The 26,478-nt window shown below is 42.6% G+C and carries 31 protein-coding genes; 16 read left to right on the forward strand and 15 right to left on the reverse strand.

The window, feature by feature from the left end; translation table 11 throughout:
• Nucleotides 1-3: 3 nt before the first annotated feature.
• From GWK08_RS09690 to GWK08_RS09720, 7 genes are all read right to left on the reverse strand, one after another.
• A complete protein-coding gene (locus GWK08_RS09690; protein WP_163606802.1) occupies nt 4-1,212 on the reverse strand; it encodes a TolC family protein in 1,209 nt (402 codons plus the stop codon).
• Nucleotides 1,213-1,322: 110 nt separating this feature from the next.
• On the reverse strand, nt 1,323-1,844 hold the full coding sequence (locus GWK08_RS09695; protein WP_163606803.1) for a hypothetical protein: 522 nt from the start codon (nt 1,842-1,844) through the stop codon (nt 1,323-1,325).
• Between the two features lie 19 nt (nt 1,845-1,863).
• The gene (locus GWK08_RS09700) at nt 1,864-2,067 is read right to left on the reverse strand and encodes a hypothetical protein (protein WP_163606804.1); all 204 of its coding nucleotides are present in this window, start codon (nt 2,065-2,067) and stop codon (nt 1,864-1,866) included.
• 28 nt (nt 2,068-2,095) lie between these two features.
• Nucleotides 2,096-2,551: a DUF2589 domain-containing protein gene (locus tag GWK08_RS09705; protein WP_163606805.1), complete on the reverse strand. Its 456-nt coding sequence runs from the start codon at nt 2,549-2,551 to the stop codon at nt 2,096-2,098.
• A 16-nt stretch (nt 2,552-2,567) separates the two neighbouring features.
• Nucleotides 2,568-2,852 (reverse strand): hypothetical protein, encoded by a 285-nt coding sequence (locus GWK08_RS09710; protein WP_163606806.1) that lies wholly within the window; start codon nt 2,850-2,852, stop codon nt 2,568-2,570.
• 25 nt (nt 2,853-2,877) lie between these two features.
• Nucleotides 2,878-3,573, reverse strand: coding sequence for a DUF2589 domain-containing protein (locus GWK08_RS09715; RefSeq protein WP_163606807.1), 696 nt, complete (start codon nt 3,571-3,573; stop codon nt 2,878-2,880).
• Nucleotides 3,574-3,627: 54 nt separating this feature from the next.
• On the reverse strand, nt 3,628-4,230 hold the full coding sequence (locus GWK08_RS09720; protein ID WP_163606808.1) for a hypothetical protein: 603 nt from the start codon (nt 4,228-4,230) through the stop codon (nt 3,628-3,630).
• 343 nt (nt 4,231-4,573) lie between these two features.
• Between GWK08_RS09720 and GWK08_RS09725 the strand changes: the two genes are divergently transcribed.
• The 11 genes from GWK08_RS09725 (at nt 4,574) to GWK08_RS09775 (ending at nt 16,494) form a co-directional block, all read left to right on the forward strand.
• Nucleotides 4,574-4,978 (forward strand): hypothetical protein, encoded by a 405-nt coding sequence (locus tag GWK08_RS09725; RefSeq protein ID WP_163606810.1) that lies wholly within the window; start codon nt 4,574-4,576, stop codon nt 4,976-4,978.
• Nucleotides 4,978-6,771, forward strand: coding sequence for a tetratricopeptide repeat-containing sensor histidine kinase (locus GWK08_RS09730; RefSeq protein WP_204336040.1), 1,794 nt, complete (start codon nt 4,978-4,980; stop codon nt 6,769-6,771). Before GWK08_RS09725 ends, GWK08_RS09730 begins: the two co-directional genes overlap by 1 nt.
• A 1-nt stretch (nt 6,772) precedes the next feature.
• A complete protein-coding gene (locus GWK08_RS09735; protein WP_163606813.1) occupies nt 6,773-7,522 on the forward strand; it encodes a LytR/AlgR family response regulator transcription factor in 750 nt (249 codons plus the stop codon).
• A gap of 77 nt (nt 7,523-7,599) precedes the next feature.
• The gene (locus tag GWK08_RS09740) at nt 7,600-8,346 is read left to right on the forward strand and encodes a FadR/GntR family transcriptional regulator (RefSeq protein WP_163606815.1); all 747 of its coding nucleotides are present in this window, start codon (nt 7,600-7,602) and stop codon (nt 8,344-8,346) included.
• 73 nt (nt 8,347-8,419) lie between these two features.
• Entirely contained in the window at nt 8,420-9,430 is a 1,011-nt protein-coding gene (locus tag GWK08_RS09745) for a sugar kinase (protein ID WP_163606817.1), read from the forward strand.
• A 2-nt stretch (nt 9,431-9,432) separates the two neighbouring features.
• Complete coding sequence (locus GWK08_RS09750; RefSeq protein ID WP_163606819.1) at nt 9,433-10,074, forward strand: bifunctional 4-hydroxy-2-oxoglutarate aldolase/2-dehydro-3-deoxy-phosphogluconate aldolase; 642 nt, start codon at nt 9,433-9,435, stop codon at nt 10,072-10,074.
• Between the two features lie 5 nt (nt 10,075-10,079).
• Nucleotides 10,080-11,267, forward strand: a complete 1,188-nt coding sequence (gene dgoD, locus GWK08_RS09755) for a galactonate dehydratase (protein WP_163606821.1) — start codon at nt 10,080-10,082, stop codon at nt 11,265-11,267.
• Between the two features lie 28 nt (nt 11,268-11,295).
• Nucleotides 11,296-12,624 carry a GntP family permease gene (locus GWK08_RS09760; RefSeq protein ID WP_163606823.1) on the forward strand — a complete coding sequence of 443 codons (1,329 nt, stop codon included), beginning with the start codon at nt 11,296-11,298 and terminating at the stop codon, nt 12,622-12,624.
• A gap of 45 nt (nt 12,625-12,669) precedes the next feature.
• On the forward strand, nt 12,670-13,710 hold the full coding sequence (locus GWK08_RS09765; RefSeq protein ID WP_163606825.1) for an SMP-30/gluconolactonase/LRE family protein: 1,041 nt from the start codon (nt 12,670-12,672) through the stop codon (nt 13,708-13,710).
• A gap of 71 nt (nt 13,711-13,781) precedes the next feature.
• Nucleotides 13,782-15,092: a dipeptidase gene (locus tag GWK08_RS09770; protein WP_163606827.1), complete on the forward strand. Its 1,311-nt coding sequence runs from the start codon at nt 13,782-13,784 to the stop codon at nt 15,090-15,092.
• A gap of 112 nt (nt 15,093-15,204) precedes the next feature.
• Entirely contained in the window at nt 15,205-16,494 is a 1,290-nt protein-coding gene (locus GWK08_RS09775; RefSeq protein WP_163606829.1) for a mechanosensitive ion channel family protein, read from the forward strand.
• 2 nt (nt 16,495-16,496) lie between these two features.
• Here the strand turns inward: GWK08_RS09775 and GWK08_RS09780 are convergent, their stop codons facing one another.
• Both GWK08_RS09780 and GWK08_RS09785 read right to left on the reverse strand, forming a co-directional pair.
• Nucleotides 16,497-16,895 carry an acyl-CoA thioesterase gene (locus GWK08_RS09780; RefSeq protein WP_163606831.1) on the reverse strand — a complete coding sequence of 133 codons (399 nt, stop codon included), beginning with the start codon at nt 16,893-16,895 and terminating at the stop codon, nt 16,497-16,499.
• Nucleotides 16,896-16,904: 9 nt separating this feature from the next.
• Nucleotides 16,905-17,633, reverse strand: a complete 729-nt coding sequence (locus GWK08_RS09785; RefSeq protein ID WP_163606833.1) for an alpha/beta hydrolase — start codon at nt 17,631-17,633, stop codon at nt 16,905-16,907.
• A 177-nt stretch (nt 17,634-17,810) separates the two neighbouring features.
• On the opposite strand from GWK08_RS09785, the gene GWK08_RS09790 reads away from it, so the two are divergent.
• Together GWK08_RS09790 and GWK08_RS09795 are read left to right on the forward strand one after the other, a co-directional pair.
• Nucleotides 17,811-18,251 carry a nuclear transport factor 2 family protein gene (locus GWK08_RS09790; RefSeq protein WP_163606835.1) on the forward strand — a complete coding sequence of 147 codons (441 nt, stop codon included), beginning with the start codon at nt 17,811-17,813 and terminating at the stop codon, nt 18,249-18,251.
• An 11-nt stretch (nt 18,252-18,262) separates the two neighbouring features.
• Nucleotides 18,263-19,117 (forward strand): phosphatidylserine decarboxylase, encoded by an 855-nt coding sequence (locus GWK08_RS09795; RefSeq protein ID WP_163606837.1) that lies wholly within the window; start codon nt 18,263-18,265, stop codon nt 19,115-19,117.
• On the opposite strand, the gene GWK08_RS09800 is transcribed toward GWK08_RS09795, so the two are convergent.
• Nucleotides 19,114-20,013 carry a DUF72 domain-containing protein gene (locus GWK08_RS09800; RefSeq protein WP_163606838.1) on the reverse strand — a complete coding sequence of 300 codons (900 nt, stop codon included), beginning with the start codon at nt 20,011-20,013 and terminating at the stop codon, nt 19,114-19,116. The genes GWK08_RS09795 and GWK08_RS09800 overlap by 4 nt on opposite strands.
• Nucleotides 20,014-20,159: 146 nt before the next feature.
• Between GWK08_RS09800 and GWK08_RS09805 the strand changes: the two genes are divergently transcribed.
• Nucleotides 20,160-20,567 carry a glyoxalase gene (locus GWK08_RS09805; RefSeq protein WP_163606840.1) on the forward strand — a complete coding sequence of 136 codons (408 nt, stop codon included), beginning with the start codon at nt 20,160-20,162 and terminating at the stop codon, nt 20,565-20,567.
• On the opposite strand, the gene GWK08_RS09810 is transcribed toward GWK08_RS09805, so the two are convergent.
• The 3 genes from GWK08_RS09810 to GWK08_RS09820 all read right to left on the reverse strand — a co-directional run bounded on the left by GWK08_RS09810 (nt 20,564) and on the right by GWK08_RS09820 (nt 22,515).
• Entirely contained in the window at nt 20,564-21,241 is a 678-nt protein-coding gene (locus tag GWK08_RS09810) for a DUF2461 domain-containing protein (protein ID WP_163606842.1), read from the reverse strand. The genes GWK08_RS09805 and GWK08_RS09810 overlap by 4 nt on opposite strands.
• A 15-nt stretch (nt 21,242-21,256) precedes the next feature.
• Nucleotides 21,257-21,835, reverse strand: a complete 579-nt coding sequence (locus GWK08_RS09815) for a nitroreductase family protein (protein WP_163606844.1) — start codon at nt 21,833-21,835, stop codon at nt 21,257-21,259.
• Nucleotides 21,836-21,933: 98 nt separating this feature from the next.
• Nucleotides 21,934-22,515, reverse strand: a complete 582-nt coding sequence (locus GWK08_RS09820; protein ID WP_163606846.1) for a TetR/AcrR family transcriptional regulator — start codon at nt 22,513-22,515, stop codon at nt 21,934-21,936.
• A 202-nt stretch (nt 22,516-22,717) separates the two neighbouring features.
• Between GWK08_RS09820 and epsC the strand changes: the two genes are divergently transcribed.
• Both epsC and cysM read left to right on the forward strand, forming a co-directional pair.
• Complete coding sequence (gene epsC / locus GWK08_RS09825) at nt 22,718-23,509, forward strand: serine O-acetyltransferase EpsC (protein ID WP_163606848.1); 792 nt, start codon at nt 22,718-22,720, stop codon at nt 23,507-23,509.
• Nucleotides 23,502-24,389, forward strand: a complete 888-nt coding sequence (gene cysM, locus GWK08_RS09830; RefSeq protein ID WP_163606850.1) for a cysteine synthase CysM — start codon at nt 23,502-23,504, stop codon at nt 24,387-24,389. The genes epsC and cysM overlap by 8 nt, the downstream gene beginning before the upstream one ends.
• A gap of 26 nt (nt 24,390-24,415) precedes the next feature.
• Here the strand turns inward: cysM and GWK08_RS09835 are convergent, their stop codons facing one another.
• Both GWK08_RS09835 and GWK08_RS09840 read right to left on the reverse strand, forming a co-directional pair.
• Nucleotides 24,416-25,210 carry a tRNA pseudouridine synthase A gene (locus GWK08_RS09835; RefSeq protein ID WP_163606852.1) on the reverse strand — a complete coding sequence of 265 codons (795 nt, stop codon included), beginning with the start codon at nt 25,208-25,210 and terminating at the stop codon, nt 24,416-24,418.
• 41 nt (nt 25,211-25,251) lie between these two features.
• Entirely contained in the window at nt 25,252-26,340 is a 1,089-nt protein-coding gene (locus tag GWK08_RS09840; protein ID WP_163606854.1) for a helix-turn-helix transcriptional regulator, read from the reverse strand.
• Nucleotides 26,341-26,478 lie beyond the last annotated feature (138 nt).

Here is a 26,478-nt window from a genome sequence, read left to right on the forward strand (position 1 = left end):
TTTTTATAATGTTTCACCCACAAAAAAGTCCAGAAGTTTAGCCGTAAGCACATAATTGTACCTGGCATCTATAGCCCTGAATTCTGCATTGATCATCCAGTTCCGAGCACTTAAATAATCTGCATTACTTAGCCGGCCGTTTATAAATTGCTGTTCCATTATCAGGAATTCCAGTTTTTGCTTTTCAAGGGCATCTCTAGCTTCCTTATGTGTTTCCCTGGCATTGTGTAAACTTCTGATAATAAGAGTAACGGCATCCTCTAAATTCCGAAGCAGGTGTTCCAGCTGTTTCTGGCGCAGTTCCAGTGTTATTTTTGCAATATTGAGCTGTGTTCTTCCTGTACGACCGTTGAAAACCGGAATGTTTACACCAATACCGAAGAAATTCTGGTAAATCCCTCCGTTGCCGGGATCCCATCCCAAAGTATTTTGATATAACAGACTTACGGTGGGCCACAGATCTATTTCGGAAAGTATTTTATTTTTTTCAGCGATCAGTACCGCATATTTTGCCTGGTTAATGGTAGGATCTATCGGAATTGAGGCCCGATATACTTCCTCCTGACCTTCATAGGCATTAATATAAACGGGAATATCCACTATCTCGAAAGATTGTTCCATATCCAGGTTTATCAGCTGTTTTAACTGCAATAATGCCAGATCTGCATTTCTCCTGGCAGCCTGAAGATTTAAGCGGTCTTCTGCCTGAAGGGCAGTCATAAAATAATGAGTCTCCTTACCTGTCTTTTCTCCCAGGCGAAGGTTACGTCTGTAATAGTGGTTAAATACTTCCGCCCTGCGTTTCAGGGTCAATGCATTGATATAAACTCTTAGTGTACCTTCTTCTATGGTATTTTGCGCAAAGGAAATGTTTTCATCTGCCTGAGAGATCGTATTTTTAATACGTTCTGCCTGATGTCTTCTTCTGTACAGCAATCCCAGGTCCTGAGATAATTGAATTCCCGCCTGGTGGCTATAGGCATCTGTAGCGTTATGCTGAAAGCTTAAATTAAAGAAACCGGATACGGAAGGCAAAAATTGCTGGAGGGTCTGTTTTTGCTGCTCTCTGAAACTCTTATTCCATATTCTTGCCTCTACCGCTAACTGACTGTGTTTACGGCCGTAGGCAATACAATCTGTGAGTGACCAGCGCTGCTGTGCATTCACAAACAGGCTATTAATCATAAAAAGAATAAGGATCCTGTTGAACATGATTGTAGTAATTAAATAATTAAAGAGAAGAATCTCACCTTCCGCATCCGGTAAATAGGATCTAAACTCCGGGCATTATCTAATGACATACCCGTTATCGTCTGTATTGCTTATTTTACAGGGAACCTGCCTTTTAGGATCCCCACTATTTTACTTTTTTGTTCTTTTAAGAATTCATTCGAATTCCCCGACTTTTCAGCATTGGAACAGTAATCAATAAAGGCGTTGATATCTATTCCTAATTCGGCATATAGCCTCACGAGTTCATCCTTATCGGTAAGGTAGTGTCCCTTATGCGGCTTTATACCGGGATCGGAATAATCGACCACCCTTAGAGGAGAAGAATTGGTCCTCAGGTTCTGCCCGTCATATTTAGTACCGGACGGTGCCTTTTCGGCCAGTTTTGCCCCGGTCTCATGTTCCGTATGCCTGTATTCGTGGTCGGTCAGGAAGTATATGTTCCTGCTGCTTTTCTTAATGACCGCAAATCCGTCGTCATGATAGGGCCTCACTCTTACAAAACAGCCCTCGCTGTCTATAAAGTAAAGACTGGGTATCCCCTTATCTCCATCGATACGCCTGGTACCGAATTTTAAATTGCCTGATGATATTACTTCGCTATAATTGCACATAGTTTTATTTTTTTTAGTGTTATCTGTAATTTTTACTTCGGCTGTTTGAGCCTTTTGCCTGCTTCTGATGGGTTTCCCTGTCAAAGCTCTGGTTCCTGTTCTCACCTCTCTTTTTATTGGTGTTCTTCCTGCTGCTGTCTGAGCAGTTACTGCAGTATTCTACTGCTTCCTTTGGTGCACTCTTCGGAAGGGAAGAGCCACAATTCGGGCATTTTTTCGCCATTTTTATATGTTTTTAGTTAGATTTTGGATTAAACCACACTTTTTACCAGATAATCATTGATCCTTAAGAAAGACTCTGACGGCTCTCCGGATTCGAATGTGATCTCCACATCGGCCGTAGCCTGATTTTTACCAAAGAATCCCCCACTGCTTCCCATATCTATATCCAGACTTGGTCCTTGTTTACTATCAGCATCCCCAAGTTTGATCTTGCCCAGACCTGCCTGGAACTTCAACTTGAGTTTCCTGATCTTTATAGCCGAAGGAGGCAGTAAACTCATCAGAGGGACTTTTAAGACTACCATATTATCCGGATCATCCTCAGGATCCAGTGTCGGAACCGAGATTTCCTGGGTAATCGGTTTTCCATCTTCATCGAAATACTTATCAAGCTGATGAATATGTTGCTCTTCTGTTAACTCCTGTGCCCGCAATACCGCATTGTGTATTGCCTGTAGCAAATGGTCAAAACGTTGTTGTGCCATGATATATATGTTTTAGTTATTTCTGTTCCAACCAGTGCGGTTTGCGTTTAAAACCGATATGGTAAGTGGTGATTTCCATGGTGAGCTGATGCTCCCCGATCATATATTGTCCTATACTCACATCCTTTCCCAGGATAATTCCCTTGGGAAATTGGCTTAGGCATTTATTCAATAAAGCCAACTGTTCTTCATGTTTTTCTTCAGAAAAGGGGGCGTTCGGATTCAGATTCCCCACGGTCACTTTCTTTACAAAACCGATCTCTGTATAATCCGGCCTGTTCGATTTCTTATTTGGTAACATAACAGTTGGCTTTAAGGGTTAATATTTAAGCTGCCTTCTTTTCAATGGGGTTTCCATCGGCATCAAGAAGTACACCTTCTCCGGTAGGCTTTCCGTCGTCTCCTCTCGGAAGCTCTCCTTTATCATCTGCCTGATATGCTTTTACCTGACGTGGCTGAGCAGCGTCATGCATAATATCGAGTACCCTGGCAAGACCTTCCGGAATTCCGTGATTGGTTGCCTGAACCTGTACGTGATATTTGGCTGATTTATCCGTAGATCTGGTATTCTCTCTGGAAGTGGATACCGATCCGGAAGCCGAAACGCTTACGCTGAAGAATAGGTACTTAGCCGATCCTGAAGCAGAGAAGCTAGCTTCCTTAGCCGATTTTTCAGTGGTTGAAGTAGCACTTTTAACTTCCATGTCGAAAGTGATATCCACTAAATCTACCTGAAGGTTAGGTACAGGAACGATAGCGAGGATAGGAACTTTAAGTTTTACCTCTTCTACCGTTGGGTTTCCTTCGGCATCCGTTCCCGGGCGCTCATAGAGGAAATCCACCATCCTGGCAGGTCCGGGAATTATGTTCCCGTTTCCGTCATCGACCTGTTCAAAACCGATCTCATTAATAAAGCCCGCTGTGGCTTTTGCCAAATTGACGTTCGACTTTACAGCCGCGGTCAAAGGGGCTCCGATTAGGTCTTCCATGGGAAGTCCCTTGAACTGATTTGCAATGTCCATAATTAAAAAGTTTAATAGTTAATAATTAAATTCAGTATTGTTATGTTTCGTTTTTTAGCTGTATACCTGAAAATCTCTTTCCTCGAGTAAAGTGTAGGTAAAAGAGTTGCCATATATTTTACTGGCGCGCCTGCAGATCTCCATAAAAAAGTTAAAGTCCTTTACCCTTTTGAATACGGTACATCCCGCCGACCATTTTTCGACGATATAGGATTCATTCTGTGCATTGCTCCTGTGAATATTGATCCCGAAAACCCCTTCATAGACCTGTCCGCCCTTGTCAATCCTGTCGTCTCCGGTATTATCTCTCCACACCTTTACCTTTCCCTTCTGACGGAGGGCTTCGTATTTACCCTGGTGCAAACCGATCTCATAGGCTCCTCTGTACTGCCCGGGAACCAATACTGCAGTTCCGTTTACATTAAGGGGATTCTCCAGCCAGTATTTCCCGGGATCTGTAGTTACCGGAAATTCAAATATCTGCTGTGCCAGAGACTCATTTCTGTATATCAGATAAAGCCAGTCATCAAAAGAATTGGCTATATCGTTATTACTCCTTATTCCTATAATATTTGCGTTATATGGCTGATCTCCGTCAAAGAAGCGATAGCCCTTATTGTTTAATACCTGCTGTATTTGTTGTCCTGAAAACTTCATAACTTCATGGTTTAAGTGACAATCCCTGGGATCGTCGTTATTCTCAAACCAATATTAGCCTGAAAATAAAGCTGTTACGGAGCATTTTCCACCAGTGGGGAAATACGAAGAATAAGTGGTGGATATCCGGGAATGAAAATTATAGCCTGTTTTGTGCAGGCATATATTCTATATTTATTATATTTAATCAGGTTTAGTAAAACCGATTGTCTTCCCCCCGACCGAATAACACAGGTAAATTGCAATTGTTATTTGTCCCCCCTTTTTATTTATAGTGTAGAGCCCCATTTTTAATGAGTAGAGCCTTCTTATAGTATTAACTAACTCTTTTATTATTTTAAAAATGGAAACTTCTACTATTCTAATCATCCCCAAGCGCATCAAAAAAAATGTTCCCTTTAGTGAGATCAGACATCAATTCGGTCCCTTTGTCAGGGTTGTAAACCAGAATGGAATGTGGCACATCAATGCCATGGTGTATTACAATTCGGAGTTCAGCGCATTCGGCCAGACCATGAGAGATACTCCTTTTATGTATGATAATCTGTTGCCACTTCAAAGCGTTACGATAGCTCCGTCCGGCCCGAGGATCCCGCATGATGATGATGCGACCTTTACCCTTTGGCAGTTTGTATTTAGGATAGAGAAAGATCCCTATTGCTGCGGCCTCTATTTTATGGCTGATCTTATGATGCATATGGACGAGCCCACGCGGGGAACAGTAGTAATGGGTGAATCTCCTACATGATGAAAAGGCTATGTTGTGCCTTTTTAACCGGTTTCCTCTTTTTTTCCGGATATATGGAGGCACAGAAGTCGGGAAGGAAATTCATGATAAAAGAGGATATCTATGAATACTGTGTTCTCTGTAATCGCGGAGATACACATACTGAACTTATCTCGAATAAAAAGAGCAAAGAAGTTGATTTTCACAACAGCCATGTCTTGTTTTTCGAAGAAAATTATCCGGAAGCACAAAAGCTCCTGATCTCTCTGTTGGATCCGGAGTCAAACCGGGCAGAAGCCTTTTTTGTGAATTATATGCTGGGCGATATTTACAAAAGCAGTTCTCTGCCTGCTAAAAGTATTGATGCCTTTAAGAGTTCACTGGCATCCGGGCATCCGGTTTCCGATTCATTAAAAAACCGGATCATTTTAGCTATCGGTCACCTGCAGTTTAAACAAAAGAAGCTCCGGGAAGCTCTGGAGTCCTATGAAATGGTTGAGAATAGCCCGTCTGTTGCTTCCGATCTATCTCTTCAGAAAGCATTGTACAACAATAAAGCTTTACTGTTCCTGTATGATAAGAAATACACCGACGCAGAGGCATATCACTTTAAGGAAATAGCGATCGATAAGGAACTGAAAGACACCGTAAGCCTGGCTATCTCCTATATGAACCTGGGGAATCTGTATTACGAGCAATACCTGGACGATAAAGCTATCCCACTGTTTAAAAAGAGCCTGGAACTGGCAAAAACCACCGATAATCTTGAACTGAAGCAAAACAGCTTCCTGAATATGGCTGTTGTGTCTGAAGATGCCAGGGATTATCCGAATGCATTGTTTTACAGGAAAAATTATGAGAGGCTGAAGGATAGTATTTACAACCGTGATAAAGTATGGGAACTGGCGGAGCAGGAAAAACAGTTTGCTATCAGTAAAAAGCAGGATGAATTAGACCTTCAGAAAGCAGATCTCAAAATAAGCCGCTTGCAAAGCAATATCTTTTTAGGCTTTGCGATCGTCTTTCTCGGCCTCGGATTTGCCGCGTTTATGGCCTATCGGTACAGGATCAGGAAAAATCGCCTTATCGACACGCAACGCAGGGAGCTTGCCGATCTGAACAAAATGAAAGACCGTCTCTTCTCCATAGTAGCACACGATCTGAGATCGCCGGTTTACTCAATGAAAGAAATGAACCTGCGATTTGAAAACGCCTTTAAATTGGGTGATAAATCGGCTATGAGTAATCTGATACAGTCCAAAAAGAAAATAACCGATGATGTTTATCGTCTGCTGGACAATCTCCTGCACTGGGCGCTTCAACAGACAAAACAGCTTCATTTTAAAAAGGAAAAACTACATCTCAGATCCATTATACGGCAGATTGCATTCGATTTTAATGAAATAGCAGAACAAAAAGGGATAAGTATCGATATTAAGATCCCCGGGAACCTCTTTGTACATGCAGATACCAACTCGCTTAAGATCGCTATACGGAACCTTCTGGACAATGCCATCAAATTCACTCCGGTTAACGGATGGGTAAAGATCAAAAGCACTCAGTTTAAGGAAGGTGATTGCAGGATCATTATTGAAGACAGTGGAATGGGTATAGACAGCCTCGCTTTAAAGCAAATACGGGAAATGAAAGAAGGTTACCGTCAGCAGGACACTTCCGGAAAGACCAGTACCGGGATCGGCTTGTGGCTAAGCAGAGTAATGATCGAGAAGAACAACGGCAAACTGAACATCAGAAGCAAAAAAGGAATGGGAACCAGGGTAACCATAGAATTGAGCAATTCAACAAATACTTAAAATGACAGCACCCATACAGGTATTGATTATAGAGGACAAACAGGAAGAAGCCATAAAGATAGAAGGGCATCTTAAGGAAATGAAATACGAAACCGTAATTGCAGATAACCTTAAGGATGCATATGGCTTTTTTTTCGCGCGTAAACCCGATCTGGTTATTATAGATATTTTCCTGAACGGGGAGCCGGACGGGATCCTGTTTGCACAAAAGATAACGGAAAACGAGTCGGCTAAAAAACCCTTTATCTTTCTCACCAGTTCAATGGACAGAACGATCTTTGAACTGGCAAAGCTCACCGATCCCTACAGTTATCTGTTAAAACCGTACAATATCCTGGAACTGGAATATGCTATTGAACTTGCCCTGGAGAAGTTTGCCGGCGAAGTGGGTGTATTCTCTTCGGGTGAAAATGCTTCATTGTTTATAGAGGAAAGCTTTTTTATTAAAAAGAACAATACCCTGATCAAAGTACTGGCTACGGATATCGAGTATATAGAGGTTGAAGGGAAATACAGTAAAATATATACCACCGAAGCCAATTTTCTGGTACAGCAATCCCTGGTGCAGCTCTTGCAAAAACTTCCGGAGAATCACTTTTTAAGGGTACACCGGAATTATCTGGTAAACGTGCAAAAGATCAAGAAACTAAACCTGCTGGATAACCAGATAATCCTCAATAACGGAAAAGCCATCCTTATCAGCCGGAGATATAAAGAATCGTTTATAGAGACCTTTAATATCCTGAAATAGCGGAGCCGATCCGAAAAAGTTTTCGGGTACGATCTTAATTCCTTAGTTTTATTGACCGGAATTAAGGATGATCTCTAATGAGTGATGAAAAAGACATAAAAAAGTATTTCAGTTCGGTAGGAGAACCTCTGTTGCTAAGCCAGAAGATCGAAAATGAGATCGAAAAGGCCATCAGAAGTAAAAAACTGGAACCGGGACAAAAATTGCCTACGGAAAATGAGTTCTGCGATATTTTTAAGGTGAGCAGGACCGCGGTAAGAGAAGCTATCAGGAAACTGAATGCAAGAGGTCTGGTAGATGTTCGTAAGGGCAGCGGGGTCTATGTAAGCGAGATCACTGCAGATGATGCCATCCGGTCGATGAACCTTTTTCTGGAACTATCCCCGCAAAAAGACCTGATCCTGCAGGCCTTAAAAGCACGCCTGGCATTTGAACCCGAAATAGCCAGGATAGCCGCAAAGGAACGTACGGAAGAACAGCTTCAGCGCCTGGAACAGAATTTCGAAGAACTAAAGGCCTGCCCCCTGGATAATATTCAAAAAGAAGCGGAAATAGACAGCGAATTCCACCTGGAGATCGTTAAAGCCGCCAAAAACGAGGTGATCAAATTAATGATGCAACCCATGTTCTCATTAATGTCTCAGTACAAAGAACAGATCTTTGTAAAAAGGACCGACTACAATCTCACAACGGAAAAACAACTCCTTCTCCGGTTTCACGGAGATATCCTTAAAGCTATCAGGGAACAGGACGGTGATGCCGCTTATGCGGTAATGAAAGAACATATAGAACATTCCGAACATAACTTCCTTCTGGACATATAGATAATTCTTTTGGTATAAGCTGTTTGGAATATTATGATTATTTTTAAATTTGTATGACATCTTATAAATTACAATGAAAAGTTTTGTAACCTTCGGAGAGATCATGCTACGTCTTACGCCTCAGGAAGCGCTGCAACCGCTTGTTGATGCTTCTGCTTTGAAAATGGGTTTTGCCGGTGCAGAATCCAATGTAGCTGTATCTCTGGCCATACAGGGAAACCGGGTTTCCTATATAACGGCTTTGCCCGATTCGCCTTTGGGGCAGGCCGCCATTAACTCCCTGAGAAAATGGGGTGTTTTAACCCATTCCATACTCAGGCAGGGAGAACGGATCGGTACCTATTTTATCGAGCAGGGCGCTTCCCTCATACCCTATAAAGTACATTACGACCGGAAATATTCGGCCATTCAGATGATCGATAAGAATACTTTTAACTGGCCTGAGTTACTTAAAGGCCAGGATTATCTTTTCCTGAGCGGGATCACTCCTTCCCTTTCGACTAACTGTGCCCATGAGGTCATGCAGGCCACCCGAAGTGCCAGACAAGCAGGTACCAAAGTGTGTTTCGACCTGAACTTCAGAAGGACCTTATGGAAAGACATGAAACAGGCAAAGGCCGTTTACAGGGAGATCATAAAAAACACAGATATAGTTATTGGAAACGAGGGAGCCGTAGATGATATTTTTGATTTCAGTTCCGCAAAAAAATCGCAGCAAGCCCGGGCAGAAGAGCTTATGTTAAGGTTAAACGGTGAATTCGGAACAAAGACCATCGCTTTCACCTTGAGGGATGCTTCTTCCAACAGCAGGCAGAAACTGAGCGGTATATTATTTAAGGATCATAACTTTTATCCGACCAGGACCTATGATATAGAGATCATGGAGCGGATCGGTGGCGGGGATGCTTTTGCAGCGGCTTTACTACACACCCTTGCCAATAAGTGGGAACCGGAAAAGGCTATCGAATATGCCAGTGCGGCCTTCGCCTTAAAGCACAGTATTCCCGGAGACCTGAACCTGAGTACAACAGAAGAGATCCTGGAGGTCATAGAAAATAAAAGTTTTGGATTCGTAAAAAGATAATAATGGAAAAAAGAGCACGTATTCTCTCGGAGATCGGAAAAGAAAAGATCATTGCTATTCTTCGCCTGACAAAAAAGGAAGATGTTTTTCCGGTTGCCGAGGCCATGATACAGGGAGGGATACGAAATCTGGAGATTACTGCCAATACTCCGGGTTATCTGGAAGCAATTCATCAGATATCTCAGTATTTTCCGGAAATCAACATAGGTGCAGGAACCATTACAAATGAAACAGAAACTCGGGAAGCGATCAGCGCAGGGGCACAGTTTATCATCACCCCGATTGTAAATACCGCTATCATTAAGGAGGCACACCTTAGCGATGTTCCGGTAATTATGGGAGCCTTTACCCCCACCGAAATTGAGAAAGCCCACCGCAACGGAGCTGATGCTATAAAAATTTTTCCCGCTTCAGGTGTCGGAACGGATTATCTGAAAGCCATTGCAGGCCCCTTTCCCAAAATAAAAATGGTCCCTACCGGAGGCGTTAACAAAGAAAATATGCGGGAGTGGCTGGAGTGCGGAGCCTATGCTTTGGGTGTTGGCGGGTCTTTACTGGATAAGGACCTTATTGCGTCCCGTTCTTTTTATGAGCTGACCCAAAAAGCAAAATCATACCTACATGTATTAAGAGAAACCGAATAGTGAATATGAGCAGTATTTCAAGATTACAACATACAGACCGCGGCCTTGATATCGTAAAATTCGAACTCTTTGAGATCCCACCCAGGTGGTTATTTCTGAAACTCACTACAGCAAACGGTACTGTGGGTTGGGGAGAACCGGTAATCGAAGGTCGGGCAGCGACCGTCAAGGCAGCTATCGAAGAATTATCCGTATATTTTCTGGGGCATTCGGCCCATCATATAGAAGATCTCTGGCAAATGCTTTACCGGGGTGGTTTTTACAGAGGAGGCCCCATCCTTATGAGTGCTATTTCCGGGATAGATCAGGCTTTATGGGATATCAAAGCAAAAGCCCTGGGCGTTCCTGTCTATGAATTACTCGGCGGAGCTGTCAGGAATAAAATGCGGGTATACGGGTGGATAGGCGGAGACAAGCCTTCGCGGGTTGCAGATGCGGCCCTTGCCAGAATATCAGACGGATATACGGCAGTTAAAATGAATGCATCCCCCGAAACCGAATGGCTGGAAACCACTAAAAAAGTAGATGAAGTTATTGAAAGGGTGGCCCGGGTAAGGGAAGCTATCGGAGATAAAGCCGATATAGCCGTCGATTTTCACGGGCGGGTACACAAAGGAATGGCCAAGATATTAATCAGGGAACTGGAACCCTATAAGCTGCTCTTTATTGAAGAAGCGGTTCTGCCCGAGAACAATGAAGTCCTTAAGAACCTGGGAGCTATGGGTTCAACTCCCCTGGCTACCGGAGAACGCATGTATAGCAGATGGGATTTTAAACCGCTTTTTGAATCAGGAGTCATAGATGTTGCACAACCCGATCTGAGTCATGCCGGAGGTATTTCGGAGGTTAAAAGGATCGCCTCTATGGCAGAAGCCTATGACGTTGCCCTGGCACCACATTGCCCCCTGGGCCCCATAGCATTTGCAGCTTGTCTGCAGATAGATTTCTGCTCTGTTAATGCCCTGATACAGGAAAGCAGCATGGGTATCCATTATAACAATGCCCTGGAGATGACCGAATACCTGCTGAATCCGGAGGCTTTTAAGACTGAGAATGGCTATGTAAAGCTTCTTGAAAGACCCGGACTGGGAATAGAGATCGATGAGGACAAGGTAAGAAAGATGGCTGCAGAAGGCCATCAATGGAAGAATCCGGTATGGAGAAATGAAGACGGAAGTATAACCGAATGGTAAAAAAACCAAATAGTATAAAACCAACCATATGTTAGTTATTGTTTTACTGATACTGAGTATCGTTATTGTTGTTCTTGCTTCGGCAAAATTTAATATTCACCCTTTTTTCTCCCTTCTTATCGCAGCATTATTTTTTGGTTTATGCTCGGGGATGCCCCTCACCACTTTAATGCAATCTATCAATGAAGGTTTCGGAGGAACGATCGGAAAGATCGGGATCATTATCATTCTGGGAGTAGTTATCGGTACTTTTCTTCAGAATTCCGGGGGTGCTTATGCCATCGCAGAACGGGTTTTAAAATTTACAGGAGAAAAATTCCTGATCCCGGCTATGAGTTTTACCGGCTATCTGCTGTCTATCCCCGTATTTGCGGATAGCGGATTTATCATGCTGATCCCCCTCAACAAGGCACTCACTAAAAAGGCCGGAGTATCATTTGCAGGAACCTCCCTGGCACTGGCCATGGGATTAATGGCATCTCATGTAATGGTCCCTCCCACTCCCGGGCCTATTGCTGCAGCCGGGATCCTGGGCGCAGATCTGGGGAGCGTGATCCTTTGGGGGATTATTGTCAGTATCCTGACCCTGGGAATAAGCCTTTTGTTTATTCAGGGGTATGCCGCAAAAATTCCGTTTTTCGCAAACAGTACTGCTGAAGCCCCGGAAGCGGTGCCTCAACATAAAACTTCGGCAATCAAAGCCTTCCTGCCCATTCTGATCCCTATTGTCCTGATCATTCTGCAATCGGTAGCCAGTTACCCCACCCTTCCATTCGGAGATGGGAAATTTGCGGAGATCATTCGTTTTGCGGGGAATCCGGTAGTAGCACTGTTTATAGGTTTGCTGATTGCACTTACCCTGCCTAAAAAGCTCGATAAATCGCTTTTGGGTATGTCCGGCTGGGTTGGCGAAGCCTTAAAAGTTTCCGGACCGATAGTACTTATAACAGGTGCCGGAGGTGCTTTCGGAAAAGTACTTCAGAATTCAGATATCATTGTATTGCTGGGCGATCTGATCTCTCAGTTTAAACTCGGACTCCTGGTTCCTTTCTTTATAGCAGCCGCTTTAAAGACTGCTCAGGGATCTTCGACGGTAGCTCTGATCACCACTGCTTCCGTAGTAGCTCCCCTTCTTGCACCCCTGGGACTGGACTCTCCCTTTTTAAAAACAATGACGGTGCTGGCCATCGGGGCCGGATCTACGGTAATATCTCATATTAACGATAGCTTTTTCTGGGTTTACACACAGATGACCGGAATGGATATTAAAATGGGATACAGGACACAAAGTCTGGGAACCTTATTTTTCGGGATTGTTTCCATACTTATCATTTTACTGATCAGCATTTTGTTCTAAATCAAAAATTACTTTTAATTTATCAGCCTTAATACCAACTCAATTATGAAAAATATATTTACAGCTGTTTTTTTCTCTCTTCTTCTCCTCTTTTTATGGGGATGCAACTCCAAAGCTAAAAAGGAAGAAAAGCCCGCTATAGTTGAAACTTCCTATTCCACAACAGGAAGTATTGAACGCCTGGATCCCCTCTTTGATGATATTGTCGACAGCCATGCACAGATAGAGGTTATAGGAGAAGGCTTCGACTGGACGGAAGGCCCCGTTTGGGTGGAAGAAGGCGGATACCTGCTGTTTTCAGACATTCCAAAGAACAGTATTTACAAATGGAAGGTAAACGAAGGCACAAGCCTCTATCTAAAACCTTCCGGTTATACAGGTGCTGTTCCCAGAGGCGGGGAATTGGGGTCCAATGCCCTGCTTATAGATTCAGACGGCAAGCTCGTCTTATGCCAGCACGGCGACAGAAGGCTGGCAAAAATGTTAAGCCCTCTCTCTGCTCCTGAGGCCAATTTTGAGACGCTTGTAGCAGATCATGACGGAAAACGGTTTAACAGCCCGAATGATGCCGTATTCAGTACCGGAAACGCTGTATACTTTACAGATCCGCCATACGGACTCGAACAACAGGCGGAAGATCCTTCCAGAGAAATTCCGTTTCAGGGAGTTTATCGCCTGGCAAACGGAAAAGCAGATCTTTTAACGGATAGCCTGAGCAGACCTAACGGAATTGCCTTATCTCCTGATGAAAAAAGATTATACGTTGCCAATTCCGATCCGGAAAAAGCTATCTGGATGATATATGAACTGGATGAAAACGGCCTGATAAAAGAGGGAAGTATCTTTTACGATGCCACAGAAAATGCAAAACACGAAAAAGGACTCCCCGACGGAATGAAGGTCGACAGTAAGGGAAATATTTTTGCTACCGGCCCTGGCGGGGTTTGGGTATTTAACCCCGAAGGAAAAGTCCTTGGAAAAATAAAGACCGGGCAGGCAACTTCCAATTGTGCTTTTTCTCAGGACGGAAAATGGCTTTTTATGACTGCGGATGATTTTATCATGAGGATCGCCCTAAAATCATAAAGTCGTAAATAACTGCTTTTTAATGAGTATATTTGGTTCATTACTAATTAAATTAATTGACTAAAAACACTATGAGAATAATCTACAGTTCGCTGTTCTTGTTATTCCTTCTGGCTGTTGGGTGCAAAAAAGATGCTTCCAAAACAGAACAGCAGGAGCCTGAGATATCCCAGGCCGTGATCGATGAGGCAAAAGCCATTCACGAAAGAGTTATCACCCTTGATACCCATAACGACATTAATGTCAATAATTTTTCCGACAGTATCAATTACACTTCAGATCTGAACACCCAGGTTAATCTGCCTAAAATGAATGCCGGAGGTCTTGATGTTTCCTGGCTGATCGTTTATACCGGACAGGATTCCCTGAATACCGATGGTTATGCCAAGGCTTATGAGAATGCCATTTCCAAATTTGATGCCATTCACCGTTTATGCGAGGAAATCGCTCCCGATCAGATTGAGCTGGCTTTTTCTTCGGAAGATGTCCGCCGCATTCATCAAAGCGGAAAAAAAGTAGCCATGATCGGAGTGGAAAACGCATATCCTATAGGCACCGATCTGGCCAATATTAAGCAGTTCCGCGATCTGGGCGCTCTTTATATGTCCTTATCCCATAACGGTCACAGCCAGTTCTGCGACTCCAATACGGGAGAGAGAGATGATGTATGGCTGTACAACGGACTCAGTGATCTTGGAAAAGAAGCAGTGGCCGAAATGAATAAGTGGGGGGTCATGATCGATATTTCCCACCCTTCCAAAGAGGCAATGAAACAAATGGTTGCCTTATCCAAGGCACCTATTATAGCTTCGCACTCTTCTGCGAGGGCTTTATGTGACCACAGCAGAAACCTGGACGATGAGCAACTACTTCTTCTGAAAGAGAACGGCGGAGTGGTTCAGACTGTAGCTTTCAGGTCGTATCTGAATACAGAAAAATTTGAAGCAAGGAATAAATTCATGTCCGGACTTTATAAAAAAGTAGCCGATTCACTGGGAGTGAAATGGTACGACCGGTCGGAATTCGGTTCTTTAGACGATGATACCCTGCTTAAATTTATTGAGAACAGGCAGCAGATCGTTTCCATAAGTAATGATCTGGCAGCAGAGATGGAAAATGTTCCACCGGATGTTAACGTAGCGGATTTTGTAGATCATATCGATTATATGGTAAAGCTTATCGGAATAGACCACGTGGGGATCAGTTCGGATTTCGACGGTGGCGGAGGTATTGAAGGGTGGGATGATGCATCCGAGACCTTTAATGTAACCCTCGAGCTCGTAAAACGCGGATATACCGAAGAAGAGATAGAAAAATTATGGAGCGGGAACCTCCTGAGAGTGCTTGATGAAGTACAGATCATAGCAACTGAATTACAGTAATCCCAACTATTATATACTCCAATCGAAAAGATCTCCGGGCCTTTAAAAGCTTTGGGATCTTTTTTTATGCGGTTGTTCTTCCGAAAAGGGGATTTGATGTATTTTTGCTGCTATGAATTATCAAGAGGATATCCAAAGAATAAGCAGGTGGTTATATAACTATCTGATCAAACATAATTACAGCGAGACCACAGCACAATACGCCAATCTGTTTCTAAACCTTATTGTGGTTGTACTGCTGGTCTTTTTACTGGACCGCTTTCTGAGAAGGGTGATCGTCCGTGCCTTTCTGCTTTTTTCCAATAAGACAAAATCTACTTTCGATGATTTTCTGGTCAAGAGTAATTTTCCCAGGTATGCGGCGCATTTTGCTCCTCTTTTTCTTTTTGAAGAAAGTATTCCATATGTTTTTCAGGATTTTCCGGACTTCCAGGATTTTATCCTTAAAGTAACCGATATATATCTGATCATTCTTGTTGTATGGATCATCAGGAGTGTCATCAAATCGATAAGAGAATATCTGAAGAGCAAAGATTCCTTCAAGGACAAACCGCTGGATAGCTACTCTCAGGTAATTATTATGTTTATCTGGTTTGTCGGTTTCCTCTATATTTTCTCGGAGCTTACGGGGCAGGATATCCTTAAGTTCCTGACCACTCTGGGAGCGGCCTCCGCTATCCTGTTGCTGGTATTCCGGGATACTATTTTAGGTTTTGTTGCGAGTATTCAGGTATCCGTAAACGATATGGTGCGTATTGGAGATTGGGTTACCCTGGAAAAGTACGGGGCCGATGGAGATGTTATTGAGATCAACCTCACTACCGTAAAGGTCCGTAATTTCGATAATACCATCACCACCATCCCTACCTACAGCCTGATATCAGGTTCTTTTAAAAACTGGAGAGGAATGCAGGAAAGCGGCGGAAGAAGGATCAAACGCTCTATTCTGATCGCTGCCAACAGTATTCGTTTCCTGAAGGAAGAGGATCTTCAAAAACTGAGCAATATAAGCCTGATAAAAAACTATCTGCAACACAGACAGGAAGATATTGAAGATTACAATAGTTCCAATTCGGTTAATAAAGAACTCCTCATCAACGGGAGAAATCAGACCAATATGGGAGTGTTCAGAAAATACGCGAATATGTATTTACATGAGCATCCGGCCATCAATAAAGATATGATGGTCATGGTGCGGCAACTGGCGCCTACAGCTCAGGGTATTCCTTTGGAGATATATGCCTTCAGCAGTGATAAACGATGGGAAAATTACGAGCATATCATGGCCGATATTTTCGATCATTTACTGTCGTCGGTTAGCTATTTCGATCTTGAAGTATTTGAACTGACCAAAGGAAAGGACATTCTGGAACTAAAAGCAGAAGATAACAAAAAGGGGTAATCCTACTTATCTGAATTCTTAAGCCGGTCCTTAACGAATTCTATTTTCGTCTTTCCGTGAGGTACGGGTTTCCCGTCCTCATCCAGGTTTACCATGGTAATACTGTCTACCGTTATAATGGTTTCCTGTGTCATTTTATTTCGCACCTCACAGTTAAGGATAAGGGATGTTTTTCCAAAGCGTACCACATCTATTCCGATTTCGATAATATCTCCCTGTCTGGCAGAACTTTTAAAATCGATCTCGGTCATATGCTTGGTTACTATCTTCTGGTTTTCCAGCTGAATATTGGCGTAAAGTGCCGCTTCCTCATCAATCCAGGCCAGCAATTTTCCTCCGAACAAAGTTCCGTTCGGATTTAAGTCTTCGGGTTTTACCCATTTTCTGGTATGAAATCTCATAGTATCCGATTATAATCCTGCCAGAAAAGCATCAACGGCTGTCCAATATGCCGTGTGGTCTCCGAATTTCCCCCACAGTGCCCTTGAACCGTGATTCCCTTTGGTTTGTGGAACAAAAGACTTTTTAGAAGCCGAAGGAATAGCGTCATAGATCGCTTTCCAGTTCTTCGACTCGCTCTTGGCCGATGTGATAAAAACAGGTGCCGTAATGGTAGAAGCGCTTTTCTTTACGGAAAGCTTATTGCCAAAATATTCTCCCGGAGAAAAAGACAGTATCCCCTCTATTTTATTTGGATAATCCCCGCCGTATTTCAGTACGAGGGATGAAGAATAGGAACTTCCCCAGATGATGATCTTTTTAGCTTTTAGTTGTTTCCTTACGTAGCTTACCGTAGCCTCAATATCCTGAAATGCATCGGTATATCCGGTTGCTTTACCCGTAAGGGCCGCATTCTTATGTGTCTGATTCAATACACCATTCACTTCTCCTCCCGATCTCAGGTCTACAGCAAGACAGGCATATCCTTTAGCATTCAGTTTAGGAGCGATCTCTTTGTATTCCCCCCTGCTCCATCCGGCCTGATGAAACAGAATTATAAAAGTATCTGCTCCGTCTTTCGGATAGAGGTCTGCTGTGATACCTAATCCGTCTCCGGATTTGAATTTAATGGTTTCCTGGGCATTTACGCCTATACACAAGAGAAGGAATAGACCAACTAAAGCTGTTATTTTTTTCATCGGATAAAAATTTTGAAGCATAAATTTACGCATAATAAGGACTTAGCGATCTATTTAACAAAAAATTAGAACTCCTATAACACTATTGTTAATCTTTGTTTAAACTTTTCTTAATCGGTTACCGATCTACAAACAGATGAAATAAATTTAAGAGAACAATCACCTAACGTCATCATTATGAACACTCTCATCAAATTCCTCATCTTCTTTTTTATGTCCCTGGTACTCCATGCACAGTCCAGTGATGAAAGGGCTATCAAGCAAGCCGCAATCGATTATATGGAAAGTTATTACGCTTCCAACACCGCTCAGATGGAAAATGCTGTCCATCATGAAGTTGCCAAAAGGCATATCATAGAGCGTGAAGGTTTTCAACTCGTTAAAAACATGGGATATACAGAATTGGTCTCGCTCACCAAGCTCGACGGGAAGAAGTGGGCCAAAAAGAAGGATGAGCCCTTAAAAGTAGATGTTAAGATCCTGGATATAGACGGTAATATAGCCAGCATCAAAGCCTCCACCAATCAATACGACTTTTATGACTATATGCACCTTGCCAAGATAAACGACCAGTGGAAGATCATTAATGTATTGTGGGATAATCGTCCTGAAAAATAAGATCCCATACTATGGAACTACCCGTAACTACCTATTATTCCGACCCGCATTTTAACGTTTTTAAAGTACCTCAATGGAGGGCTTATCTGTACACTTTCTTCTCTGTAAAGCTTTGGGGTAATTTGCCGAGTCCCTTTCAGAGAAGTATTTCCAAAAAATACAGTTCGCTGTTCGATAGCCGCTTTTCCAGGCGTATCATAAAGGCCTATGTACGTTTTCACTATAAGGATCCGGATTATCTCGACAAGTTTAAACCTCCGAATGGAAAAACCGCTTATGAGAGTTTTCAGGACTTTTTTACCCGCGAGTTCAGGGAGTTGCCACACAACCCGGATACCTTTGTATGGCCCTGTGAAGGCCTGCTATGCGATCTGGGAAGTATAAAGGACATTCCGTATTCCCGGGTAAAATGTGATAAAAGAACACCGGATACGATCTTTGGCCTGGACGAGGGGCATATTCCGGACCATTACACTTTTTCCAATGTGTTCCTGCACAATAAGAACTATCATCGCATTCATGCTCCGATAGATGGAAAGATCGTACGCATACAACATATTCCGGGAGATCTTGTGGTCTTACGTCCGTGGATCTACAAACACAATCCTTCCCTTCCTGCTTTTCGCAACGAACGGTATAATATAGATATCAGAGATGAGGAAGGTAAGATCTGGTATTTGTCCATCGTAGGCGGCCCCGCAGTGGGAACCGTAGAACTGAACAAAAACACAAAGTTAAACGCCAGGATCCGTAAACTGGACGACCTGGCCGCTTTTCACCTTGGTTCTACCTGTTGTATGGCTTCACCGCTCTCTCCCAGGCTACACCGTAAAAATACCTTTGTTGAAGTGGGAGCTACCTATTAAAAAAGACTTTTAGGCGGAACCAGGGTCTGTGGTATCCTAAGCGAGGTACCCAGTCTTTCGTTCAGTTTTCCGATCAGGTAAGCTGAAAGTAAAGGCGATTCCACTTCCAGGTTCTGATGAACAAAAAAGTGAATATTCTGCAAGCCCTTGTCTTTCCACATTGCAAGGCGCTCCACCCACTCATCCAGCCGGTCGTAATCGCTTTCGTGATTTGCACCCACATAGCGTACAAAAGCTTCGTTATTGGTAAGGCGCATATGCATCAGGTCTCTTCTGCCGGCAGTATCTACCAGAATATTCGCCATATTGTTCTCTTCCAGAAGATGATAGAGTTCCTGGGCTATCTTTTCATCGTTAAACCAATCGGTATGCCTGAATTCTATGGCCAGTTTAAACTCCTTGGGCCATCGCTCCACAAAAGTGATCACCCTGTCCCAGTTCTTCGGATTGAAGTTATTGTGCATCTGTAAAAAGATAGTTCCCAGTTTCTCCTTGAGGTTGCTGGCCGCATCCAGATAAGCATCTACAAAGGGGTATACCTTGTCGTTAAGACGCCTCAGGTGACTGATATCCTGGGATAGCTTCGGGAAAAACTTAAAATCATCGGGGGTTTTATCGTACCATTTGGCAAACTGTTCTCCCGGGAAGATCCTGTAGAAAGTAGCATTTAATTCTATACAGTTAAACTGACGGGAGTAATACTCCAGTTCGTCTTTGGTGCCCCGGGGATAAAAGTTCTTAAGGTCCTGCCTGTTCCATTTGGCACAGCCTACATAGAGGTTAAAAGCAGTATCATTCTTCTCTTTAATATTGTTCAGTATCACTTCTGTATCCCCGTGATCTGAGGGGATGCTGAAGTCTATAATTGACGGGTCTTCGACTTTTCCGAATTTCATAAAAACTTATTTTCCATAAAGGTAAATAATTAAGTTCCCGCGAGGCGATCTGAGGCCTAAAAATTGTTCATAAAAAAGTGAACAAGTCTGAAGAAGGCGCAAAAAATCGAGATAAGAATATGTGTAACTTTAGTAAAACTTCTATTATGGATACGCGCACAGAGGATTTGTTACGCATTCGTCCGGAAATTCCAACCGCATTGATTTACGAGAACATGAGCAGTGATGAGCGATTTCAGAACGCAACCCTGAGACCGGTTATCAAACTGCAAAATGAACTGCTTGTAGAGGCTTTCCGGAATTATATCAATAAACACAAAGGGAACTTTTACGGTTTTGTACTGGAAAAGAAACTGATGTATGTTGAAAATGCCATTCAGAAAGATATAAAGTTCAGGAATTCCCTCAAGGGAATGATCATCGGGCAGTTTTCGGTAGAGGAATATCTTCTCTACATAGAAAACTCCTCCGCCCTTAACAAGCGGATGATGAATATTGTTATAGAACGCCTGAAAGATCAGGTACAACTCTTCGAAAAGAGTCAGGTAGCCTAATCGATCAGGGATACACCGTTAAGATCGGTCGTCAGGACATCGCTCATAAAATCAAAATAGGGCCGGATGATCCTGAAAGATTCATTTACCTTATCCAGAAAGTCAGGTGCCAGTACTTCTTTGTCCGTAAAATTCCTGACAAAGATAAACTGCTTCTTCTTGATCAGGTCGATGGCCTTATGCTCTTTGTTGAATCCTTTAGGTGCTGATTTCACCTCTTCTCCGCTCAGTTCTCCCCAGGTAGATTTAAAGGTCTTATCGTTCAGGATATCCCTGATCTCGGAGTCGTCCATTTCAAATTCCTTCCTGATCCTCAGCAGGTCTTCCTTATTCGGGTCCCAGAAACCGGTTGCAATAAAGCTCTCTCCTTCCTTTAATCTCAAATAGTATCCACCTCTCAGTTTTGGCTTGTTTCGCCCGTAGGAAGCCGCAAAATGCGTTTTATAAGGGGTTTTGTCCTTGGAAAAGCGGACATCTCTGTAGATCCTGAACATTTTCATCTTATCTATCTCATCGTGCTTCTGCATTTGTTCCATCAGTTCGGCACAAAAAGCCTTGACATCGGCTTCAATAGCTTTAAATTCTTTTTTGTGGTCGTTAAACCAGTCGCGGTTGTTATTTTTTTCAAGTTTGCTGAAAAATTCAAAAACGGATTTTGAAATTGTAGCGCTCATTTTATGTTGTTTTTATTATTTATCTAACCATTCTACCTTTTCTTCGATGGGGCCTCTTTTGGAAACGGGGATCTCTTCCTCGTAATATCCCATATAAAACAATCCCAGGCACTTCTGCCCTTCCTCCAGCTTAAAGAAATCGCCCAGATGACTGATAAGGGCCGGCGAACTCCAGTAACTGCCTACTCCGTGAGCAGATGCAGTCAGCCACATATTCTGTACTGCCATGGAAACCGCTGCGATCTCTTCCCACTCGGGAATACGTTCTTCCCTGTCTCTCTGCATAATTATGGCTATTACGGTATCCGCAAGTTGCGGGTTCTCCCTGAGTTTGTTGAACTTCCGCTCCGAAAAGCCGTTCCCCTCATAGAGTTTCTTATACCTGGCGGACATAAAATTCCCCAGGCGGGCCCTGGCATCTCCCCTGATCACTTTAAACCTCCAGGGTTCGGTAAGTTTATGGGTAGGTGCCCTGTTGGCATTGGATAACATCTTATTTATTATACTGGTTGGTATATTCTTTTCAATATACAAAGCAGGAAACACTGCTTTACGTGCTTCTATCAGCCTGGTAACATCGCCTATTATGCTCATATTATGGTTTTGCTATATAAATTATCCCCTCTTTACGGGTTTATTGTAATTTTCAAAAAATAATTAGACCATTCTGTTTAATTTGATTTAGAATATTCTTAAGAACTTATAAATTCAAAGGTCATTTTAAACCAATTATCCAAATAAAGCCTGTCGTGCGTCATTTTCATTCTGGAATATGCTCCGTAAATACCCGTGTGAATATATTCGGCCAGTTCCAGGGCGGAGTGATCGTCCCTGATCTCCCCTAGCAACTGTCCCTCCTTGATACAATCGGCAAGAAGGTACATCCAGTTCATGAATATTTTGTCTATCACCGTCGAAAGGGGTTTGTTCAAACCTCCTATTTCATTAGCCATATTGTTTAATATACATCCGCTAGCATATTGATCCTCTTCATTTTGACTGATGAGTTCTCTGTACAGATTTTTTAAACGGTTATAAGGTGAATGACGTTTATCGGACAGCATTTCGCTGATGAATTTCCCGGAATTCTCCCCGTAAAACTGCAGGACCTGCTGAGCAAAATCCTCTTTGGAGGCGAAAAAATTGTAAAATGAACCTTTCGGTATATTTGCATTCTGCAGGATCGTATTGATCCCGACATTATGATATCCGTTTTTACGGATGGTATCGTAACCTATCTTCAGAATGTCCTTTTTTTGATATTTATAACCCATATAACTGAATCTGTTAGCAATATAAAAATTAGACTGATTGGTTTAATTAAAAAAATGTTAAATAAGCTATTTATTGCCTAAAAGCTTGTCAGTTCTGACATTATTAGCCTACTTTTAATCATTCAAATTGTAGTTTTAATCAAAAAACCCGACTAAGTTAAGTCCTTTTGAAAAACTACAACTGCTAGAAAAAGAAAAAACAATGGACAAGTCAACCATTATCAAAAATATCGTGAAGCAGAAACAACGGCCACATTTAAAGTTCCGGCTGAAAAAAGAAACGGAGTTGTTCACCGATCAGTTGTTTTACACTCTCTTTGATGCCGAAACCGATGTTGAAACCCATTTGTCCCTTTTGGAAAAGCAATTTACCGAACTGGTAGAGCTTGCCTGCTGGGACCAGCTTAACTATTGCACCAAGATCTGGAACAAATATGTGGAAAAACTTCCCGAGATCCTGGAAAAGCTGAATCTCGATGCAGTGGCGATCTATGAAAATGACCCGGCTTCCAATTCCATTGAAGAGGTTTACCTGGCCTACCCCGGCTTCTTTGCCATAGCCATTTATCGTTTAAGCCATGAATTTTACAAGATCGGTTTACCGCTTATCCCTCGTTTAATGACCGAATACGCTCATAAACTTACGGGAGTGGATATCAATCCGGGAGCTCAGATAGGCAGATCTTTCTTTATCGATCATGCCACAGGTATTGTTATAGGCGAAACAGCCGTTATTAAAGACAATGTCAAGATCTATCAGGGGGTAACCCTCGGGGCTTTAAGCGTATCCAAAAACCTGAAGAACATTAAAAGGCATCCCACGGTAGAAGACAATGTTACAATTTACGCCAATGCCATCATCCTCGGAGGTGAAACGGTTATAGGTGCTAACAGTATCATTGGAGGAAGTGCCTGGTTGACGAGTTCTGTTCCGGAAAACTCCATCGTATACCACGATCCGGAAATAAAAATTAAAAATGCTATCCATGAATAAGAAAATTGTTGACCAGATTGGCAACACTCCCCTTGTAAAAGTTAATAAACTTCAGACTAATCCAAATATAAGCCTCTATCTGAAACTGGAAGGAAACAATCCCGGCGGAAGCGTAAAGGACAGGGCTGCTTACAATATGATCAGCAGCGCCCTGGAAAGAGGCGATATAGATAAAAACACCAAACTTATTGAGGCAACCAGTGGTAACACAGGTATTGCACTGGCTATGATAGCCGGGATCTTCGGCCTGGATATAGAACTGGTTATGCCTGAGAATTCCACCAAGGAAAGGGTACAGACCATGAGGGCCTACGGTGCCAAGGTAACCCTGACCAGTTCAGATGTTGGGATAGAAGGCTCCAGAGATTATGCGGAGGCCAAGGTAAAGAACGAAGGTTACTTTATGCTGAATCAGTTCGGGAACGATGATAACTGGAGAGCTCATTACAAAACCACCGCTCCTGAGATCTGGAGGGATACCGAAGGGAAAATAACCCATTTTGTCTCCTCTATGGGAACGACAGGTACCATCATGGGGACTTCTACTTTTATGAAGGAAAAGAAACCGGAAGTTCAGATCGTCGGGGTGCAGCCCACAGATGATTCCAGAATACCCGGAATACGCAAATGGCCCGTAGAATACCTTCCGAGGATCTTTGATGCTTCCAAAGTAGATAAGGTTATTGAGGTAAGTGAGCAGGATGCCCGTCAGATGGCTAAAAAACTGGCCAAGGAAGAAGGGATCTTTGCCGGGATGAGTAGCGGAGGAGCAATTTCTGCAGCTCTGAAACTCTGCGAGGAGCTGGAAGAAGGCGTTGTAGTGGCCATTATCTGCGACAGAGGCGACAGATATTTGTCTTCCGACCTCTTTGACGAATAAACTCCTGATCGTCCGGCTAAAGCCGTTTATTTGCTTTTTTGGAAATCAAAGCTCAGTTTGTGCAAATGCAGACCCGAAGCCGGGGCAATATAGCGCACCAGTTGCTCGCTGCCGGGCTTTAAGCTGTTTTTTATAAAATCCAGATCGATCTCTCCTTTCCCAAGAAGGACAAGAGCTCCCATCATTAATCTTACCTGGTAGCGCATAAAACCCTTGCCGGAGACTTTAAGGATATAGCTCTTTTCCGGGAAAAAACTGGCAGTAAACTCGGTATTCGGGATCAATTCACATAAAAAGACCTCCCGCTCAAAGTCTGTCTGTTCGGAGGGACGGGCACAATAGCTCCTGAAATAATGACGGCCTTCAAACAAACGTGCGCCCTCTTTCATGATCTCGATATCCAGAGGCGATTGAAAATTAGCCATAAAGGCTGAACAAAAAGGGTGATTTTTAGAGGGAAAGGAAAACAAATACCTGTATTCCTTAAAATCCACATCCTGAATGATATTGAATTTTTTATTTACCTGGGCAATGCTAATCGCTTTAATGTCAGAAGGTAAATTTACATTTAAGAGTTTCAGGAAATCTTCTGTGTTTTCAATAGGCGTTTCATCTATAAACAATTCCACTCCGGCTTCAAGTGCCGATACCATCGCATCGGTCCTGCTGGCACCAAGTGTCTTGAACTTCACATCCCCCAGGATGAATTTCAGTGTTTTATCTATTCTTTCGTGTATGGTTTTCAGCTTGGGTTGCTTCTGCCATCCGTGGTAGCGAAACCCCAGGAACTGTATACCGATCAAATAATAATAACGCTTCAAGATATTTTGGTTTTATAAACTAATGCAAAAGTGGTTAAATTTTATGCACTACCAAGTTTATTCTGATATTCTTTAGGGGTCATCCCCTCTAATTGCTTAAAAACACGAAAAAACGTGGCATTCGACTGAAAGCCCACCATAGATGATATTCCTACCAGGCTGTACGATCTGTTGGATTCCTGCCCTAATAACTCTTTAAACTCCTCTACCCTCAGCTTATTGATGAATTCCTTGAAGTTCGTGTCGTATTCCTGTTTCAGGTATATTCTCAGTACATTTTTAGACACCTCCAGTTCCTGTGCAGCTTTATCTATGGTCAGTCCCGGTTCCCTGAAGATCTTATCTTCGTAAAAACTCTTATGAAAAACCCGGGAGATATCGTGATCCTCATCTATATACCTGTCTTCCTTAAACAATTTGTTTTTGACAAAAAGAGCCCGGAAACGCTTGGATTCCGTAAGGGCAAACAAAACCACATAGGTATTGACAATAAGGCTGACGGGAATAAAGAAATACCGGGACAAGAACAGGAAAAAATCGCCCATATTAAAAAAGAAGTTCGTTGAAATGGCGTAAACTGCTAAAACCAAAAAATAGGCGTTAAGACCAAAATAAAATATCTTATAACGCTTTCTGACATCTGGTTTCAGGGAATCGTTGAGTTCTTTTCTGAACAATAGTATCCCCAGGAACAGGAAATAAATAAGGAAAAACAGCTTAAAAGTTGCAAGGATATTTACAACAACAAAATAATTCTCAATATAGAATTCCTTAAAAAGTACTTTAATCCCAATATAAAACAGGTGCACCAGAAGAGGTCCCGAGAGGTGACTCAGGATAAACCGGTTGGAACCCCTGGATTCGTTGAGCAAAGCTATATACAAAAAAAGCAGAGGGCCGAAAAGCACATCCTTTCCTCCTCCTATCAGGATGGTGAGGAAAGCATTGACCTTGACGTAATTCCAAAAGAGATTATTAAAAAACCCCAATCCCAATAAGAGGCAAAAGATCCCCAGCATGAGTGCTCTTTTCTCTCTTTTTAGTATTTTAAAGACCCCAATAAGGATGAGCTGAATACTTAAACAAAGGATAATACCATTGTAAATCTGGTCGGGGAACGCATTATTCATGCTAAAGGGGTTTGCTTATTTGTATTGAGTCCTAAAATAATAAAATTGTGGTTTTTTTGTAAGAATCCAGTGTTTTCGGTCAAAAAACATCTCAAGTAATTAGTTTTCAAAAGGTTATTAGAGAAGCGTAAATGCCTG

The organism is Leptobacterium flavescens (genome assembly GCF_010671605.1).
Taxonomy (GTDB): Bacteria; Bacteroidota; Bacteroidia; order Flavobacteriales; family Flavobacteriaceae; genus Leptobacterium; species Leptobacterium flavescens.

What these genes read in the sequence shown, in the direction of transcription:
- GWK08_RS09690 (WP_163606802.1), bottom strand. Translation starts at nt 1,212, where the DNA reads ATGTTCAACAGGATCCTTATTCTTTTTATGATTAATAGCCTGTTTGTG.
- GWK08_RS09695 (WP_163606803.1), bottom strand. Translation starts at nt 1,844, where the DNA reads ATGTGCAATTATAGCGAAGTAATATCATCAGGCAATTTAAAATTCGGT.
- GWK08_RS09700 (WP_163606804.1), bottom strand. Translation starts at nt 2,067, where the DNA reads ATGGCGAAAAAATGCCCGAATTGTGGCTCTTCCCTTCCGAAGAGTGCA.
- GWK08_RS09705 (WP_163606805.1), bottom strand. Translation starts at nt 2,551, where the DNA reads ATGGCACAACAACGTTTTGACCATTTGCTACAGGCAATACACAATGCG.
- GWK08_RS09710 (WP_163606806.1), bottom strand. Translation starts at nt 2,852, where the DNA reads ATGTTACCAAATAAGAAATCGAACAGGCCGGATTATACAGAGATCGGT.
- GWK08_RS09715 (WP_163606807.1), bottom strand. Translation starts at nt 3,573, where the DNA reads ATGGACATTGCAAATCAGTTCAAGGGACTTCCCATGGAAGACCTAATC.
- GWK08_RS09720 (WP_163606808.1), bottom strand. Translation starts at nt 4,230, where the DNA reads ATGAAGTTTTCAGGACAACAAATACAGCAGGTATTAAACAATAAGGGC.
- GWK08_RS09725 (WP_163606810.1), top strand. Translation starts at nt 4,574, where the DNA reads ATGGAAACTTCTACTATTCTAATCATCCCCAAGCGCATCAAAAAAAAT.
- GWK08_RS09730 (WP_204336040.1), top strand. Translation starts at nt 4,978, where the DNA reads ATGAAAAGGCTATGTTGTGCCTTTTTAACCGGTTTCCTCTTTTTTTCC.
- GWK08_RS09735 (WP_163606813.1), top strand. Translation starts at nt 6,773, where the DNA reads ATGACAGCACCCATACAGGTATTGATTATAGAGGACAAACAGGAAGAA.
- GWK08_RS09740 (WP_163606815.1), top strand. Translation starts at nt 7,600, where the DNA reads ATGAGTGATGAAAAAGACATAAAAAAGTATTTCAGTTCGGTAGGAGAA.
- GWK08_RS09745 (WP_163606817.1), top strand. Translation starts at nt 8,420, where the DNA reads ATGAAAAGTTTTGTAACCTTCGGAGAGATCATGCTACGTCTTACGCCT.
- GWK08_RS09750 (WP_163606819.1), top strand. Translation starts at nt 9,433, where the DNA reads ATGGAAAAAAGAGCACGTATTCTCTCGGAGATCGGAAAAGAAAAGATC.
- dgoD (WP_163606821.1), top strand. Translation starts at nt 10,080, where the DNA reads ATGAGCAGTATTTCAAGATTACAACATACAGACCGCGGCCTTGATATC.
- GWK08_RS09760 (WP_163606823.1), top strand. Translation starts at nt 11,296, where the DNA reads ATGTTAGTTATTGTTTTACTGATACTGAGTATCGTTATTGTTGTTCTT.
- GWK08_RS09765 (WP_163606825.1), top strand. Translation starts at nt 12,670, where the DNA reads ATGAAAAATATATTTACAGCTGTTTTTTTCTCTCTTCTTCTCCTCTTT.
- GWK08_RS09770 (WP_163606827.1), top strand. Translation starts at nt 13,782, where the DNA reads ATGAGAATAATCTACAGTTCGCTGTTCTTGTTATTCCTTCTGGCTGTT.
- GWK08_RS09775 (WP_163606829.1), top strand. Translation starts at nt 15,205, where the DNA reads ATGAATTATCAAGAGGATATCCAAAGAATAAGCAGGTGGTTATATAAC.
- GWK08_RS09780 (WP_163606831.1), bottom strand. Translation starts at nt 16,895, where the DNA reads ATGAGATTTCATACCAGAAAATGGGTAAAACCCGAAGACTTAAATCCG.
- GWK08_RS09785 (WP_163606833.1), bottom strand. Translation starts at nt 17,633, where the DNA reads ATGAAAAAAATAACAGCTTTAGTTGGTCTATTCCTTCTCTTGTGTATA.
- GWK08_RS09790 (WP_163606835.1), top strand. Translation starts at nt 17,811, where the DNA reads ATGAACACTCTCATCAAATTCCTCATCTTCTTTTTTATGTCCCTGGTA.
- GWK08_RS09795 (WP_163606837.1), top strand. Translation starts at nt 18,263, where the DNA reads ATGGAACTACCCGTAACTACCTATTATTCCGACCCGCATTTTAACGTT.
- GWK08_RS09800 (WP_163606838.1), bottom strand. Translation starts at nt 20,013, where the DNA reads ATGAAATTCGGAAAAGTCGAAGACCCGTCAATTATAGACTTCAGCATC.
- GWK08_RS09805 (WP_163606840.1), top strand. Translation starts at nt 20,160, where the DNA reads ATGGATACGCGCACAGAGGATTTGTTACGCATTCGTCCGGAAATTCCA.
- GWK08_RS09810 (WP_163606842.1), bottom strand. Translation starts at nt 21,241, where the DNA reads ATGAGCGCTACAATTTCAAAATCCGTTTTTGAATTTTTCAGCAAACTT.
- GWK08_RS09815 (WP_163606844.1), bottom strand. Translation starts at nt 21,835, where the DNA reads ATGAGCATAATAGGCGATGTTACCAGGCTGATAGAAGCACGTAAAGCA.
- GWK08_RS09820 (WP_163606846.1), bottom strand. Translation starts at nt 22,515, where the DNA reads ATGGGTTATAAATATCAAAAAAAGGACATTCTGAAGATAGGTTACGAT.
- epsC (WP_163606848.1), top strand. Translation starts at nt 22,718, where the DNA reads ATGGACAAGTCAACCATTATCAAAAATATCGTGAAGCAGAAACAACGG.
- cysM (WP_163606850.1), top strand. Translation starts at nt 23,502, where the DNA reads ATGAATAAGAAAATTGTTGACCAGATTGGCAACACTCCCCTTGTAAAA.
- GWK08_RS09840 (WP_163606854.1), bottom strand. Translation starts at nt 26,340, where the DNA reads ATGAATAATGCGTTCCCCGACCAGATTTACAATGGTATTATCCTTTGT.